Annotated in this window: 15 protein-coding genes and 2 pseudogenes; 9 read left to right on the top strand and 8 right to left on the bottom strand. The window is 68.4% G+C overall.

Features of this window, described 5'->3' with window-relative positions; translation table 11 throughout:
• Window positions 1-52: 52 nt before the first annotated feature.
• From ACZ4N4_RS24105 to ACZ4N4_RS24090, 4 genes are all read left to right on the top strand, one after another.
• On the top strand, window positions 53-604 hold the full coding sequence (locus ACZ4N4_RS24105; protein WP_467591977.1) for an EF-hand domain-containing protein: 552 nt from the start codon (window positions 53-55) through the stop codon (window positions 602-604).
• Window positions 605-1,385: 781 nt separating this feature from the next.
• The gene (locus ACZ4N4_RS24100; protein WP_467591975.1) at window positions 1,386-1,763 is read left to right on the top strand and encodes a hypothetical protein; all 378 of its coding nucleotides are present in this window, start codon (window positions 1,386-1,388) and stop codon (window positions 1,761-1,763) included.
• Between the two features lie 669 nt (window positions 1,764-2,432).
• The gene (locus ACZ4N4_RS24095) at window positions 2,433-2,720 is read left to right on the top strand and encodes a hypothetical protein (RefSeq protein ID WP_467591973.1); all 288 of its coding nucleotides are present in this window, start codon (window positions 2,433-2,435) and stop codon (window positions 2,718-2,720) included.
• Between the two features lie 171 nt (window positions 2,721-2,891).
• Window positions 2,892-3,182 (top strand): hypothetical protein, encoded by a 291-nt coding sequence (locus ACZ4N4_RS24090; protein WP_467591971.1) that lies wholly within the window; start codon window positions 2,892-2,894, stop codon window positions 3,180-3,182.
• Window positions 3,183-3,558: 376 nt separating this feature from the next.
• Here ACZ4N4_RS24090 and ACZ4N4_RS24085 read toward each other — a convergent pair whose 3' ends face one another.
• A complete protein-coding gene (locus tag ACZ4N4_RS24085; protein WP_467591969.1) occupies window positions 3,559-4,044 on the bottom strand; it encodes an ester cyclase in 486 nt (161 codons plus the stop codon).
• 33 nt (window positions 4,045-4,077) lie between these two features.
• Here ACZ4N4_RS24085 and ACZ4N4_RS24080 point away from each other — a divergent pair, with 33 nt between their 5' ends.
• Together ACZ4N4_RS24080 and ACZ4N4_RS24075 are read left to right on the top strand one after the other, a co-directional pair.
• A complete protein-coding gene (locus tag ACZ4N4_RS24080; protein WP_467591967.1) occupies window positions 4,078-4,656 on the top strand; it encodes a PadR family transcriptional regulator in 579 nt (192 codons plus the stop codon).
• Between the two features lie 20 nt (window positions 4,657-4,676).
• Complete coding sequence (locus ACZ4N4_RS24075; RefSeq protein ID WP_467591965.1) at window positions 4,677-5,657, top strand: NADPH:quinone reductase; 981 nt, start codon at window positions 4,677-4,679, stop codon at window positions 5,655-5,657.
• 32 nt (window positions 5,658-5,689) lie between these two features.
• On the opposite strand, the gene ACZ4N4_RS24070 is transcribed toward ACZ4N4_RS24075, so the two are convergent.
• On the bottom strand, window positions 5,690-5,833 hold the full coding sequence (locus ACZ4N4_RS24070) for a hypothetical protein (protein ID WP_467591963.1): 144 nt from the start codon (window positions 5,831-5,833) through the stop codon (window positions 5,690-5,692).
• Between the two features lie 338 nt (window positions 5,834-6,171).
• On the opposite strand from ACZ4N4_RS24070, the gene ACZ4N4_RS24065 reads away from it, so the two are divergent.
• Complete coding sequence (locus tag ACZ4N4_RS24065; RefSeq protein WP_467592882.1) at window positions 6,172-6,453, top strand: hypothetical protein; 282 nt, start codon at window positions 6,172-6,174, stop codon at window positions 6,451-6,453.
• Window positions 6,454-6,680: 227 nt separating this feature from the next.
• On the opposite strand, the pseudogene ACZ4N4_RS24060 reads toward ACZ4N4_RS24065, so the two are convergent.
• A pseudogene (locus ACZ4N4_RS24060) lies at window positions 6,681-7,019 on the bottom strand (hypothetical protein); the annotation flags it as partial.
• A 109-nt stretch (window positions 7,020-7,128) separates the two neighbouring features.
• On the opposite strand from ACZ4N4_RS24060, the gene ACZ4N4_RS24055 reads away from it, so the two are divergent.
• A complete protein-coding gene (locus tag ACZ4N4_RS24055) occupies window positions 7,129-7,659 on the top strand; it encodes a DUF6328 family protein (protein ID WP_467591961.1) in 531 nt (176 codons plus the stop codon).
• Window positions 7,660-7,870: 211 nt separating this feature from the next.
• Here the strand turns inward: ACZ4N4_RS24055 and ACZ4N4_RS24050 are convergent, their stop codons facing one another.
• From ACZ4N4_RS24050 to ACZ4N4_RS24035, 4 genes and pseudogenes are all read right to left on the bottom strand, one after another.
• The gene (locus ACZ4N4_RS24050; protein ID WP_467591959.1) at window positions 7,871-8,875 is read right to left on the bottom strand and encodes a YdcF family protein; all 1,005 of its coding nucleotides are present in this window, start codon (window positions 8,873-8,875) and stop codon (window positions 7,871-7,873) included.
• Between the two features lie 1,303 nt (window positions 8,876-10,178).
• Window positions 10,179-10,421: pseudogene (locus tag ACZ4N4_RS24045) on the bottom strand (hypothetical protein); the annotation flags it as partial.
• A 20-nt stretch (window positions 10,422-10,441) separates the two neighbouring features.
• Window positions 10,442-10,759: a PadR family transcriptional regulator gene (locus ACZ4N4_RS24040; RefSeq protein ID WP_467591957.1), complete on the bottom strand. Its 318-nt coding sequence runs from the start codon at window positions 10,757-10,759 to the stop codon at window positions 10,442-10,444.
• A gap of 218 nt (window positions 10,760-10,977) precedes the next feature.
• Entirely contained in the window at window positions 10,978-11,250 is a 273-nt protein-coding gene (locus tag ACZ4N4_RS24035) for a hypothetical protein (RefSeq protein WP_467591955.1), read from the bottom strand.
• Window positions 11,251-11,491: 241 nt separating this feature from the next.
• On the opposite strand from ACZ4N4_RS24035, the gene ACZ4N4_RS24030 reads away from it, so the two are divergent.
• A complete protein-coding gene (locus ACZ4N4_RS24030; RefSeq protein ID WP_467591953.1) occupies window positions 11,492-11,839 on the top strand; it encodes a hypothetical protein in 348 nt (115 codons plus the stop codon).
• A gap of 449 nt (window positions 11,840-12,288) precedes the next feature.
• On the opposite strand, the gene ACZ4N4_RS24025 is transcribed toward ACZ4N4_RS24030, so the two are convergent.
• Window positions 12,289-12,480: a hypothetical protein gene (locus ACZ4N4_RS24025; protein ID WP_467591951.1), complete on the bottom strand. Its 192-nt coding sequence runs from the start codon at window positions 12,478-12,480 to the stop codon at window positions 12,289-12,291.
• Window positions 12,481-12,786: the final 306 nt, after the last annotated feature.

Here is a 12,786-nt window from a genome sequence, read left to right as displayed (position 1 = left end):
CCTCCACTCGGACGTTTGCGTCGCCGTAACTGCGTTAATACGGTGCGCAGTCATGACTGCACTTCAAGATCTCAAGTACGGCCAGTGGTTCAGGGGCGCCGATGTCGACGGCGACGGGTTCATTACCCAGCACGACGTCCGCAAGATGAGCGAGCGCTACATCAGCGCCCGCGAGACCACGCCTGATGCCGAGACCGTCCGCCGGCTCATCGAGGGGATGGACCAGTTCTGGTCGAACGTCATCGCCCCGATGGATCAGGACGGTGACGGGAAGGTCGATGTGCGGGAGATGACCGAAGGCTTCAAGAGTGTCCTGACCGACCGCGCGCTCTACCCGCAGCAGATTGCGCCGGTCACCAACTGCTTCTTCGACCTCGTCGACCTCAACGCAGACGGCAAGATCGACCAGGCCGAGTTCCAGCAGATGTTCGACTCGGTCGCCGCCGTCCCCGGCGAGGACTGCGCCGCCGTTTTCGCCGCTCTGGACCTCGATGGTTCCGGCGGACTGGACCGTGACGAGTTCCACCAGGCACTCGAAGAGTTCTTCTACGGCAACGACCCCGACGCTCCCGCCAACCACATCTTCGGCAAGGTCACCGCCTGACAGTCCCCGGATACGCCCCCGGACCCGCGCCTATGCCAGGGCCTGCCCCCCTGGCTGGCGGCCGCGTGGCGGCGTGGGTCACGTAGCACCTCAGAGCGTCGGGTGTGGTGGGGTTGGCAGCGTGCGCACTGTGGCGGCGGGCTGCGACAGTGCACCGCGCAGTTGTCGGTTTCCCACGCTCAACTGGTTGACTGCGCGGACCAGGTGTTCGACATCGGTTCGCAACTGGGACAACTCTGCAGCGTCCTTGGCTCGGAGTTCATTGAGCTTGACGATCTGTTGGCGCAGACGGATCTCGGAGTCCGGCGTCCGCCCGCGTGCCCTGACCTGAGCATAGAAGCCGTTCTTTCAGGTCCGGGTGGCGTTGGGTGAGCGCGTTGCGCGGTACGCCGGCTTCCTGGGCCAGGGCGACGATCGTGAGCGCGCCGTTGGAGTGCTGTGCGGTTCCCTGCAGGATGTGGTCCATGGCCGCGCGGACACGGTCGCGTTCGTCGGGTACGGGACTCATTCGGCGCCGTCCTGGAGGCTGATGCGGGTGCGGTGGTGGGCGTCCGCGAGCTCGCGCAGCCGGGTGGCATTGCCACGCAGGCGCTCGCCCAGCGGGCCAGGAACGTGGCCTGCCTGCTGTTCGAGTGAGGTGGCACGGCGGATGAGGTCGGCTGCGTGCTGGTCGGCGGGCGATGTTTGCGCAGGCGGGGACGCACTGGTCGAGGCTGGGGACGTCCATGAGGCGGCGGTGGCACCGCGCCTTATCGCGCTTGTACACGCACATCAGCAGCGCGTGCGGGTTGTCGTAGACGGCCAGGTGGGGGTTGGCGAGAAGCTGCCGGACCTGTCGGGCACTGATGAAGGTGCCGGTGAACTGAGCGGCGGAGGCGGCGGCCTTGATCGCTCGGCGGGCGGCGGGCCCGGAGACGCCGAGGCCGTCCTCGAGTGCCGCGTTCAGGTCGGCGACGGTGTCGATGGTGGCTCGGGCCGTCTCGACGTCGAGGAGGTCGTGGATTCCGTCCCGCCGGAGCAGGAGACGGCCGCGTGGCGGGCGAAGCAAGCCCGGCAGATCCTCTTGCCCTCAAGCAGTTTAGACAGCGCCTTCACCTCGTGGCAGCGCGGGCAGGCCGGCCGGGCGACCTTGGTCGCCCGGGCTCGACGAGCTCGTTGATGAACCGCAGGGCAGCCGGGGTAGGGGCTTCGTAACCGGACCCGGTCAGCAGCTCGGGGCGGGCGACGACGGCCCAGGCCCGGCGCCTCTGCCCGGCGGGCCGGACGGTGGCTCGTCCCAGAGCGGCCAGGACCGCGTCGTCGGTGAGGGTCGGATCGAGGCTCGTGACCTGCTCGGTCAGTTCCCGAAGCGGATCGCCATCGGTGTCGGGACAGTTCTGGCAGCGGGGCTCGCCGTTGCGGCCCCGGTGACGACGCGTCGTTCTTCGTGGCAGCCCTCGCAGACGGCCGGCTTGTCGAAGCGGGGCGAGCATCCCCACCGTCCTCCGGAGCCGCTGCCGAGGTAGCGGCCATGCGCGGCCGCAGTTGCCGCAGCGGGGCAGCGCGACGTCCTGGGCTCCGGCGTCGTGCAGAGCCATCAGCAGTTTCGCGACGCAGTAGGGTGCCGGTGGCTGTCCGGTCCTCAGCAGCGACGGGTCGTCGTGCAGTGCCTGGGCGAGGCTGCGGCGACCTGCTCGTGCGCGTACGACCGTGAGGACGACGTCGCGGACGTGCTCGGCGGTCAGGTGCTTTTCGACGTTCCCGACGAGCCGCACGTTCGGGTGGCCGGCCGCGCCCGCAAGTGCTTGCCGTCGGCGCCTACGAGCGTTCAGGGGACCACCTTGAGCGGATGGCACTCGTCGAAGTCGAGGTAGCGGGCGAACGGACCCGGCTCGACCTACCAGCAGGAGCCGACCTGTATCTGGTCAAGGATGAAGACCTGACCTTCGCCTCGACGAGACCTGAGGCCACGACGAGAGACGCCTTCTTCGGCTACGCCGCCCGCCTGCCCACCGCGACCGCGCGGGGTGTCGCCGTCACCACGGCCTGGGACATGCTGATCAACGGCGAAGCGACAGCCGCCGAAGCCGTGCACTGCCTGACCGGAGTGTCGGCTGTCGAGACCCCGCGTCGGTGATCGAGCCGTATCTCAACCTGGCTGTCGAGGCCGCAGATCTGTAGAGCCCAAAGTCGGAGCGGGACGAAGTGCTGCGAGCAGGGGCCGCGGCGTGCCGCAGTCTCAGGCGTCGGCGCCTAGCGCAAAGCGGGGTTGCGCGGCTTCGCTCGCACCGCGGCCGAACCGGAGGAGGTGGCCTGGCTCCAGATCGAGGCCGGGGAGGACATCGATCTCCAGTGGCGAGAACTGGTTCGCAAGGCTCAGCTCGGAAGCCCGACCGCCACCGAGGCACAGGCTCTGCTCGACCGCGACCCGGACCCCGACGCACGGGTCAGCAGGCTCCAGGTCCGCGCTGCGACCCCGGACGCGGCAGAGAAGAACGCGGTGGGGCAGACGCTGGTGACGGACCGCGCGGTGCCTCTCATCACTTCGGTCCACTCAGTTGCGGCGCTGTTCTGGAGCGCCGATGGGACGACTTGCTGAGGCCCCACGCCGAGGCTTACCTCGATCTCGTGCAAACCATCCACCGCAGCGGAGCCATGTACCGGGCAAGCGGCAGAGGGGATCATGCGCGCACTGGTGGACTGTCGGTATTCGAGGCTTGCAGTATTCGCCGTAGAGCGAGCAGTTCCGTACCCGGCTCGGTCAAGTCAGCGGTGACAAGGTGCAAAGCTCTCGCCGCAACGGGCGCTGTCTGCGCGAAGACGTCGGATCAAGAAGAAGACCGGCCTCTTGCGGTGAACCCGCGACGGACGCCCGCGCTCCGGTGCGGGCCTTCGCCCTCTGCCACCGCGCCGTACGGCCCCCTCCCGGCAGCGGCAATCCCGCGCGGCAGAAGGCTCACCCGGCGCTACGAGGTTCACGGGGCCGGTACGGCACCGATCTGCTGCATCACCCCGAGGAGATCGGGCTGGCCCCGTTCGCCGACGATCCGGCCGTCGGCCAGGTAGTAGAAGTTCATGGCCTGCACCGAGATCTTGTTGCCGCTCGCCGGGATCCCGAAGAATTCACCGTCGTGGGTTCCCCGCATAGTGAATCGCGCGGCCACGGTGTCGCCTTCGGTGACCGTCTCCTCCAGCGTCCACTGGACGTCGGGGAAGGCGCTGCGCATCATCCCGATGACTTCCATGTACCCATCGGGCCCTCGCAGTGGTTCCGGGTGGCTTGGCGCGTGGAACACCGCGTCCGGAGAAATGACCTCGCGGGCGAGATCCTCGTTGCCCGTGTTGATGAACTCGACGAAACGGTTCATCACTGACTCGGTGGACTGCGATGGCATCTTGCTGTGCCTCTCCAGAGACGTTTGGGCGGGTACCTGCCACCATGACATCGAATCGATGTTCACATCGATTCGATGTTCACGTGCGAAGATGGACTCATGCTGGAACTCGCGATACTCGGCTTCCTCGCCGAGGGACCCCTGCCTGGACACGAGCTGCGCCGCCGCGTCTCACAGCTGACCGGCTATACGCGGCCGGTCAGTGACGGCAGCCTGTATCCGGCGATCAATCGCTTGACCAGGGCGGGCTTGATCGAGCGGCGCGCCGACCCGGCCGCGGGGGCGGCCCGGTACATGCTCAGCCTGACTGCGGCCGGACGGGCCGAAATGCTTCAGCGCCTGCGCAAGCCCGCCGACCACGAGATCACCGACTTCACCCGGTTCTACGTCGTCCTGGCATTCCTCTCCCACCTGCCCGACGTGGCCGAACAGCACACGGTGCTGCGCAGACGGCTGGAGTTCCTGGAAGAACCGGCGAGTTTCTTCTACGACAACGAGCGGCCCCTGCGCGCCGAGGAGATCGCCGACCCCTACCGGCGGGGCATGCTGCTCACCGCCCGCGCCACCAGCCGCGCCGAACGGACCTGGCTGCGCGAAGCCCTCGGGGAGGAACCGCCCGTATTCGACACCGCATGCCCCAACAGCGATCCGCATGCGCCCGCCGCTCCCGCGAGCTGACCGCCCACGGAGGTACCCCCATGCTTGCATCCTGGTACGACGCCCAGGGCCCCGCCGCCGATGTCCTGCACGTCGGTGAACTCCCTGATCCCGTCCCCGGCCCCGGCGAGGTCCGCGTCCGCGTCACCGTCTCGGGCGTCAACCCCGGCGACACCAAGAAACGGCGCGGCTGGCTCGGCTCGTCCATGCCCTTCCCGCGAGTGATCCCGCACAGCGACGGCGCCGGAGTCATCGACGCCGTGGGCGCCCAAGTCGACGCCCGCCGCGTCGGACAACGGGTCTGGGTACACGGCGCCCAGTCCTACCGCCCCTTCGGCACCGCCGCCCAGTACACCGTCGTACCCGACCACCAAGCCGTACCTCTGCCCGACCACCTCAGTGACGAGCTGGGCGCGAGCCTCGGCATCCCCGGCATCACCGCCCACCGCACCGTCTTCGCCGACGGCCCGGTCGACCGCCAACTGGTCCTGGTCCACGGAGTTCTCGGCGGCGTCGGCTCCCTGGCCGCCCAGCTCGCCCACTGGGCCGGCGCCACTGTGATCGCCACCGTCCGCCGCACCGCGGACCTCGACCACGTCGACCCGGCCGTCGCCCACGCCATCGCCCTGGACACTGGCGAGCCCGCCGCTGCCATCCGCTCGTACGCACCGCGGGGCGTCGACCGGATCATCGAGGTCGCGCTGTCCGACAACGCCGATCTCGACAACGCCGTCGCCGCCAACAACGCCGTCATCGCCGCCTATGCCACCCGCTCGGACCGCACCGAAATCCCCTTCTGGCCTCTGCTGTTCAACAACGTCACCCTGCGGCTGCTCGGCAGCGACGACTTCCCCGCCGAGGCCAAGCGCCAGGCCGCCCGCGACCTCACCTCCGCCGCCGCCGTCGGCGCCCTCACCGTCGCCGTCGGCGACCGTCACCCGCTGGACGACATCGCCAAGGCCCATGACCGCGTCGACGCTGGCGGTGGCCACGGCCGCATCCTGCTCACTATCCCCCAATAGCGCAGACTCGGAACAATGCCCTGCTCCACTGCCTAGCTCTGCGGGGCGGCCCGTCGTGTTGCCCAGTATTCGGACCAGTTCCCGCCAGCGAGGGTGGCCCAGCGTTCGGCTGTCTTGGGGTGGATGCCGAGCAGGTCGGCGATGACCATGGGAGGCAGGTCTACCAGGGCGTCCATCATGGCGGTGTTCCGTGCTGCGCGGGCGGGCAGACCGTGGTGTCTCAGGGTGTCGGCGAGGCCGAGGAGGTTGCGCGGGCGTCCAGGGCTGTGACCGGGCTAGAGGTATCTGCACCCGGCCGTGTTGCTGTGCCGGGAGCTGTGCTGGAGCTGATCGTCAATGAGGCGGGCGAGCTTCGGCGGGAGCAGGATGGGAGCAGGATGGGGAGGAAGTTGATGTCGGCGAGGACGTTGCCGCAGTTCCCCTTATGTGCGGCGTAGGTGTAACGGCCGCGGGATGAGCGTCGGCGGGCGTCGCGGATGATGTGCCACTCGGCGAACGGACGGATGAGATTTGCGTGCCGTGGTGGCAGTTCGGCCACGGTCCGTGCGACCCAGTTGGTGAGGAGGGCGAGATTCTCATCGCGTGGCGGCAGGATGCCGGCGGGGACGAGCAACCCGTGCACATAGGCGGTGGCAGTCCGTTGCGGCAGCGTGTCGAGGGATTTGCGGTTCAACGCTTCGGGATCGAGTGCCGGGCGTCCCAGGAGATGGGCGGCAGGGCTTCGGCGCAGCTACTGCAGGACGCGGTAGCCGCGGTACTGACCGGCGCGGATCAGGATGCGCTGTCGGTTGCATGAGGCGCACGGTGCAGGGGTCGACAGGGCTGTTCTGTAGCAGGAGTTGCACATCGGACCTCGCGGCCAGAAGACCTTGATCTTCGCGACGTGCCCGCACAGGGCACATGCGCACTCTTCGCGAGGGCGGCACGTGTCGCAGTGGAACGGTCCCAGGCCACAGTTGATGTGGTGGCCTGGGCGGACCCTGTCGCAGATGGCGCAGGTCTTCTCGTGTCGCTTGTAGCACCGGTCGCAGCGCTGCGTCCGACCAGGGTGCGCAGCATCGGCCACACCTCAAGGAGCAGGTCCTGGTCGAGGTAGCGGGGCAGGTCCTCGCGCAGGCCTCCGTGCAGGACGGTGCGGTACAGGCCCGTCCGCTGGCGGGGCTCGCTCAGGTCGAACGAGGTCATCCCCGACCACGCCACGTGCAGGGGCAGCTCCACCACACCGGTCGTCGGCCCGTGCAGCTCGTCCAGTGATGTCGGAAGACGCCGGCGAAACTTCTCCCAATACAGCGCAGCATCATCGGATTCCGCACCCGCAGGGTGCGTTCCGGACGCTGCATGCTGCTGTGAACTGCTGGACATGCCTCCCTTATCGCCGTCGGAGAACCGCAGCGGGACCCAGACGGCGATACACGGGACACGTGATCTTCCGTTCCGCGGGCATCCGACCTCCACATCAAGGAGGTTGTCCATGACTGCCACGCCGGCCGAGAGACAAGCGCCGACGCCGCACGGCGCGCAGCCCGGAAGCGAGGAAGACGCCCACGAGAGGGTCAACCGACGCTGGGCGGAGATCCTGCAGGAGACGCGCGTGGCCCAGACCGGCGTGCAGATCCTCTTCGGCTTTTTGCTCAGTGTCGCGTTCACTCCTCGCTTCGGTGATCTGGGCGCCTTCGACACGTCCGTCTACGTGCTGACGGTGATTCTCGGGGCGGCCGCGACCGGCGCTCTCATCGCACCGGTCTCCCTGCACCGGCTGCTGACCGGCGAGCGGATGAAGGACGATCTGGTGGCCGTCGCCGGGCGTCTGATGGTGACCGGGCTCGTTCTTCTCGCGCTCACCATCAGCGGCACGGTGCTGCTGATCCTCCACGTCGTACTGCCCGATCAGCTTGCCGAGATCCTCGCCGGCGGGGTTCTCCTCTGGTTCGCCATGTGCTGGTACGCACTGCCCCTGTGGCTGAAAAAGCGCGCCGAGCGCCGGCACCGGACGTCTGACTGACGCGTGCCGCGTTCCGTCCCAGGACGCGCGGCCACACAGAACGGGGATGCCCGCCGCGCGGTCGGGCATCCCCGTCCCGCCGGCCGGGGATGGCTCAGGGACCACGGCTGGCAGACCGCCCCATCCGCCCGGTGCCACGCTCCTCCCGGCCGAGTGTGCCCGCGTGTGCACCTGGCGCCCCTGCCGCATGGGTGTCGACCCGACGGTTCGATCAGTGGAGCAGGTACAGGGCAACCCCGCCGAGCAGCAGTACGAGGCACACAGCCAGATTCGTACGCCAGTAGGTGACGCACAGCGCGACGAACTCGCGGATGGCCGCACTCGGCCAGAAGTAGGCGGCGGTGCGTGATCCCACGACGTTGCCCCGGACGCCCTCCCGGCGCGCGGTCACCGCGGCACGGAAGACGTGGTAGTTGCTCGTGACGATCACACACCGGTACCCCGGGCGCGCCTCCTCCATGATCTTCCTGCTGAACCGCAGGTTCTGCTCGGTGCTCGTCGAGCGGTCCTCGCATGTGACGGACCTGGAGGGGAAGCCACGGTCGACGAGATAGGCGGCCATGGCGTGCGACTCGGGGAGTTCCTCGTCCGCTCCCTGGCCTCCGGAGACGAGAAGCACCGGATGACCGCCACGCGCGGTGATCCTCTCGTGCACGGCGCGCCCCCGCTCCAGCCGGTGCGCCAGCAGCGGCGGCACCGTGGAACCGCCCGTGAGTCCTGACCCGAGTACCACCACGAAGTCCGCTTTGCGGTTGAGCGGCAGACGCCCGTAGACGAGGGCGTATCCGAGGAAGCAGAGGAACAGAAAGCCGGCGTATCCGGCGGCGGCGGCCGCCGCAGCGGCTGTGGATGTCAGGACAGGATCGCGCACGGCCACCGCCGCGGCCACGAGTGCGAGCAGCGCCATCAGGCCGGCACCCGAGAGCAGTGACAGCAGATTGCCCAGGCCGAAGCCTTCCCTGCGGACCATGCCGACGCCGTTGACGAGCAGGAAGCAGGCCAGGGTGACAATGCCCAGCGCCACCACGGCGGCCAGGACGACGGAGATGTTCCTGGCGAGTTCGGGTCGTCGTTCCGCGAGGACCAGCAGCGAGCCGGCCAGAGCGAACACGAGGGACAGGCCGAGCAGGACGGCGTTGCCGACCTTTCGCCGCTCGCGCACCACTTTTACGCAGAACAGAAGAAACACCACGGCCGCCGGGACGTAGATCAGCATGCGGCACATCGTATGCAGGAGCCCGCACGGCAATGTTCCCGAGGCGCGGAACCGGCTACGCCCAGCGGGTCCGGGACAGGCGTCCCGGACCTGGGCGCCATCCCCGCGTCACCGCGGGGTTCACCTTCACGGTCGAGACGGCGGAAGGGCATTCAAGGGGTGCCGCGACGGTCGCCGGAGACGCGACGCGACGCCGCGCCGTGCTCCACGGCCGCCTCGGCGATCGCACGCGCCGCCCGGCGGCGCGCGGTGACGCTCGGAGGGGGACCTGTTGGTGTACGGGTCCACTGTTGATCTGGGGTGTGTTGGTTCGCTGAGAGGTGGGGCAAGCGATTTTGGTGGCGGGATGGGGGTGTGTGAGCTGGGGTTGTTGGCTGTGTGTGGTGGGGAGAGGCGGCTTGTTGTGGGTAGCTCTGGCGTGAACAGGCTCGACGTGTATTTGTGCTGGTGAGGGCTGTTTGTGCCTGTCGTTGGGGTGGTTAGCGGGTTGGTGTGGGGCGGTGGTGGGTTTCGGCGAGGCGGTCGAGGCGGATAGCTTCGAGTGAGGCTTGGGTCTGCAGGGCTGAGACGAGTTGTGGGCGTATCACGTACGCGGCCAGCGATGGCGCGGCCTGCTGTGCAGGAGCAAGAGGATCAGACACCGGCTCACCGTTGCCGCCCGGCCCGAGCATGGTGCGTGCTTGGCCAGCGCCCCGGCCCGGGCAGGAGGCCGGGGAACGAACCCGAGGGCCGGGCTTGTCCCTCAAGCCAGGGCGCCGTCTGGCTTGTGTGAGGATCGCCAGTCGTCTTGCGGTTTTGCCCGCCTCGCGGCGGGTTGCTATGGATACCGCGAGTCGCTGCGTGTCGGTGCGAGTTCGATGCCGCGAATTCTGCGGAGCCAGCTGACAAACAGCCGGAGTGTGATTCCGCACCCGGCACACCAGCCCCAGCCCTCTGTGACCAGAGCATGCAAACCGTCCTCGTGCTCGATATACAGAATCTGCGCACCGACGGCCAGCGCAATGAGCGTGCGTGCGCGCGACTCCACCACCAGCAGCCAGTCCACAGGCATCCACAGCGGTGCAACGAGGTCGCGGAGCCGCATCCGGAGCGCTGCCCACAGGAAGCCGATCGCGTAGTGCATCCTGCGGCGTGGAGAGAGGACGATGCCGTTCCCGGGGTCGCCGGCGAGGACCGCGGCCCACTCCTCCCGGAGGTGTGCCCGACGCTCTCCAGCGAGAGAGGAAGCGATGGCCAGAGTCCGAAGTCCGGCCCTGCCGCTCGGGACGTCTGTGCCGGTCGGTGCCTCGAGCTCCTCCTCCGCCCCCTGCGGAGCAGAGCGGTGGCGCACAGCAATGAGCAGCAGACCGACGGCGGCGGCCAGGATCGCGACAGCCGTTACCACGCCGCACACCCAGCCAGCCGTGAGCATGGTCTGGGCGAATGTCGGCGCGGGGTCGAGCGTCTTGAGGACGTAGCCGATGAGCAGCAGGATCGCTGCCACCGTACCGGAGAGCACCGGTGCCAGCACGGCGGCAATAGCAATCGCTCCGGCGCCGGCGCTCTCAGTACGTTGCTCTTCTGTGCTCACGCCGAGCCCCCTTCAGGTGCAGCATGCAGTCCGAAGAGCCGAGGCTTGCGTTCCCTGGCCTGGTGGGCTGCATGCTGGCCGAGGGCGGTGAGTTCGTAGTAGTACCGCTTCGGTCGGCCCGGGTGCTCGCCTGTCTCCTCGTACCGGGTGGCCCATCCGGCGTCGACCAGGCGCTCAAGGATCGGGTACACGGTCCCGGACCCGAGGTCGGCTTCCTCGCAGATCTTCAGACCCCATGCGGGGTCGTCGGCAGTGGACGCCAGCAACACCTTGATCACCTCAAGTGTTGGGCGTGTGAGGCGAATTGATGCCATGTCACGAGTGAAGCACTGCCTCGACCATATGTCGAGTACGACATTCGATCGGGTTTGGGCTTCCGCCGGGGGAGCAGGCGCAGACGCCGAGAGCCAGCCTGCCCACACGGCCCCGGGCCCCGAACTCGGAGGAGGCCTCTATGGGCTTCTTAGCAGGAGAGTGGCCGGTCCCAGGGGCGGGGGAGGCGTTTCCTGGGTGCTGTCGCGGACGTAGACCGTCAGACGGGGGAGAGACGGACACCGTCCGCCGTACGGCGGCCCCGTTTGTGGTCGCGGCGGGTGCCGGCACCCGGCCGGGCAGGCTGCAGTGCCTTGCGCACGGGCCGCCAGTCTGCGGGTTTGACCGCCGGCGCGGCGGTCGCCACGGCATGCCAGTCCTGCTGCACGAGGTCGAGGGCGTGCAGGACTTCGGCAGGGATGCCGGAGACGGGACGGGCGGCCGCGGGGGAGCCGGGCTGGCAGTTCGGGCAGTGGTTCCCTGTGGCCGTCATCGGGGTCAATCACGATGGGGCTGTCCGGGAGGGTACTGGCGACGGGAGCGCACGGGGCTCCGGCGACCGTCGCGGCACCCCTCGAATGCCCTTCCGCCGGCGGCATCGCGGGCCGAGGGTGAGTGTGCGCCGTATACCGGCACGCGCAGGCCTGTGGCTCCCGCCCGTCCGCTGGGACCCCGGCCACGGTCGCTGGCCTGCGGTGGGTCGGCATCGAGGCAACAGTCGCCGGTACGTCAACATGATCGTATGCGCGGATGGCCTGGAGAACTTCCGGGTCAAGGGTGTCTACAGCGAAGCTCTGGTGCGCAGCCTCAACGGTTACGAGCACGACCCGGCTGCCCCGCGGACCCTGCAGAACCCGTGGTCCCGCGAGCGCGCCCAGAACTGGGCGGACGGCCAGAATCGCCACCGGGAGCCTCTCTTCATCGAAGGCCACCGCTACGCCCACCCGCGGATCTCCGTTCCCAACCCTCCGCCGGCTGAAGTCCAGATTGACGGTGAGACCCTCCACCTCGCCCGCTACGGCACCAGAGGGGCCCACTACAGCCGCATGCCCCCTCCTGTGGAATGGACCCCGGAGCCGTGATCCGCACTTTCGAACGACAGGGCGGGGAAGTTGGCGTCACGGGTGGGGAATTACGTGACGCTCCACGGCAGGTGAGGACGCGGTGCGTACGGCCGTTGCCCGGGCAACGTCCCACTGGTGCACCAGCCCCTCCTTGGCGGCAAGCAGGATGAGTGGGGCGAGTGGCCTCTGCTGCGGCGAAGGTGTCGTAGTCGGTTGAGGTGAACTCCATGTTGTCGGCGGTGAGCCAGCTGGTGTAGTGCCCGGTAGCGGCCTGGGGAGTAAGGCCGGTGACCGATATACGGCAGGCCTCTTCGTGGCGGGGACTGCGGTGCTGGTGTTCTACGCGGGGCGTGTTGTCCTAGAGGAACCTGAACTCGGCGTTCCCGGAGTGAGCATGATCCGTCAGTTCAATGTGCTGGCAGACGTCGTGAGGCCAGCACCGAGCGCACAACCTGCAAGGTCAGGGGTCAAGTGGGGAGGGTTGCGAGGGCGGCGCTCACGGCGGCGAGGGTGACGGCCGCGACGAAAGCTGTGGCCGCACGGGTGAGGGCTTCGGGGTAGGTGGCGCCCAGGCGGGCGAGCTTGCCCGCACCAGCGGCGGCCAGCAGCGCGGCGACGAACACGAGCGCGGTGGTGAGAAGGACGACGTCGACGATCACGGCAAACTACCAGTACACGATGAGGTGTTGACGCAACCAACGCTCGTGAAAGTGGTGTGCGCCGGGGTTCACCGGGACGAAGATGAACACCGGCCAACACTTCGGGGCTCGGGGGGCATTCCTCCCCGCCACCGTTGTGGGCCGGCACTTCGGACGCGGGCAGACCTTGCCGACGGAGACTTCACCATCAGCCACCGCGACCTGTTCAGCGGCGACCTAGACCGCATCGAACGCCCGCAATCGATCCGCCCGCTGAAAGAGCAGCACGGGCGGGAGGGCGCATGTCCGCCCGAACCCGACACCACC

It is taken from the genome of Streptomyces sp. NPDC026538 (assembly GCF_055567535.1).
This window is presented reverse-complemented; position numbering and strand designations above follow the sequence as displayed.

What these genes read in the sequence shown, in the direction of transcription:
- ACZ4N4_RS24105 (WP_467591977.1), top strand. Translation starts at nt 53, where the DNA reads ATGACTGCACTTCAAGATCTCAAGTACGGCCAGTGGTTCAGGGGCGCC.
- ACZ4N4_RS24095 (WP_467591973.1), top strand. Translation starts at nt 2,433, where the DNA reads ATGGCACTCGTCGAAGTCGAGGTAGCGGGCGAACGGACCCGGCTCGAC.
- ACZ4N4_RS24080 (WP_467591967.1), top strand. Translation starts at nt 4,078, where the DNA reads ATGCTGGAACTCGCGATACTCGGCTTCCTCGCCGAGGGACCCCTGCCT.
- ACZ4N4_RS24075 (WP_467591965.1), top strand. Translation starts at nt 4,677, where the DNA reads ATGCTTGCATCCTGGTACGACGCCCAGGGCCCCGCCGCCGATGTCCTG.
- ACZ4N4_RS24070 (WP_467591963.1), bottom strand. Translation starts at nt 5,833, where the DNA reads ATGGACGCCCTGGTAGACCTGCCTCCCATGGTCATCGCCGACCTGCTC.
- ACZ4N4_RS24055 (WP_467591961.1), top strand. Translation starts at nt 7,129, where the DNA reads ATGACTGCCACGCCGGCCGAGAGACAAGCGCCGACGCCGCACGGCGCG.
- ACZ4N4_RS24050 (WP_467591959.1), bottom strand. Translation starts at nt 8,875, where the DNA reads ATGCTGATCTACGTCCCGGCGGCCGTGGTGTTTCTTCTGTTCTGCGTA.
- ACZ4N4_RS24040 (WP_467591957.1), bottom strand. Translation starts at nt 10,759, where the DNA reads ATGGCATCAATTCGCCTCACACGCCCAACACTTGAGGTGATCAAGGTG.
- ACZ4N4_RS24035 (WP_467591955.1), bottom strand. Translation starts at nt 11,250, where the DNA reads ATGACGGCCACAGGGAACCACTGCCCGAACTGCCAGCCCGGCTCCCCC.
- ACZ4N4_RS24030 (WP_467591953.1), top strand. Translation starts at nt 11,492, where the DNA reads ATGATCGTATGCGCGGATGGCCTGGAGAACTTCCGGGTCAAGGGTGTC.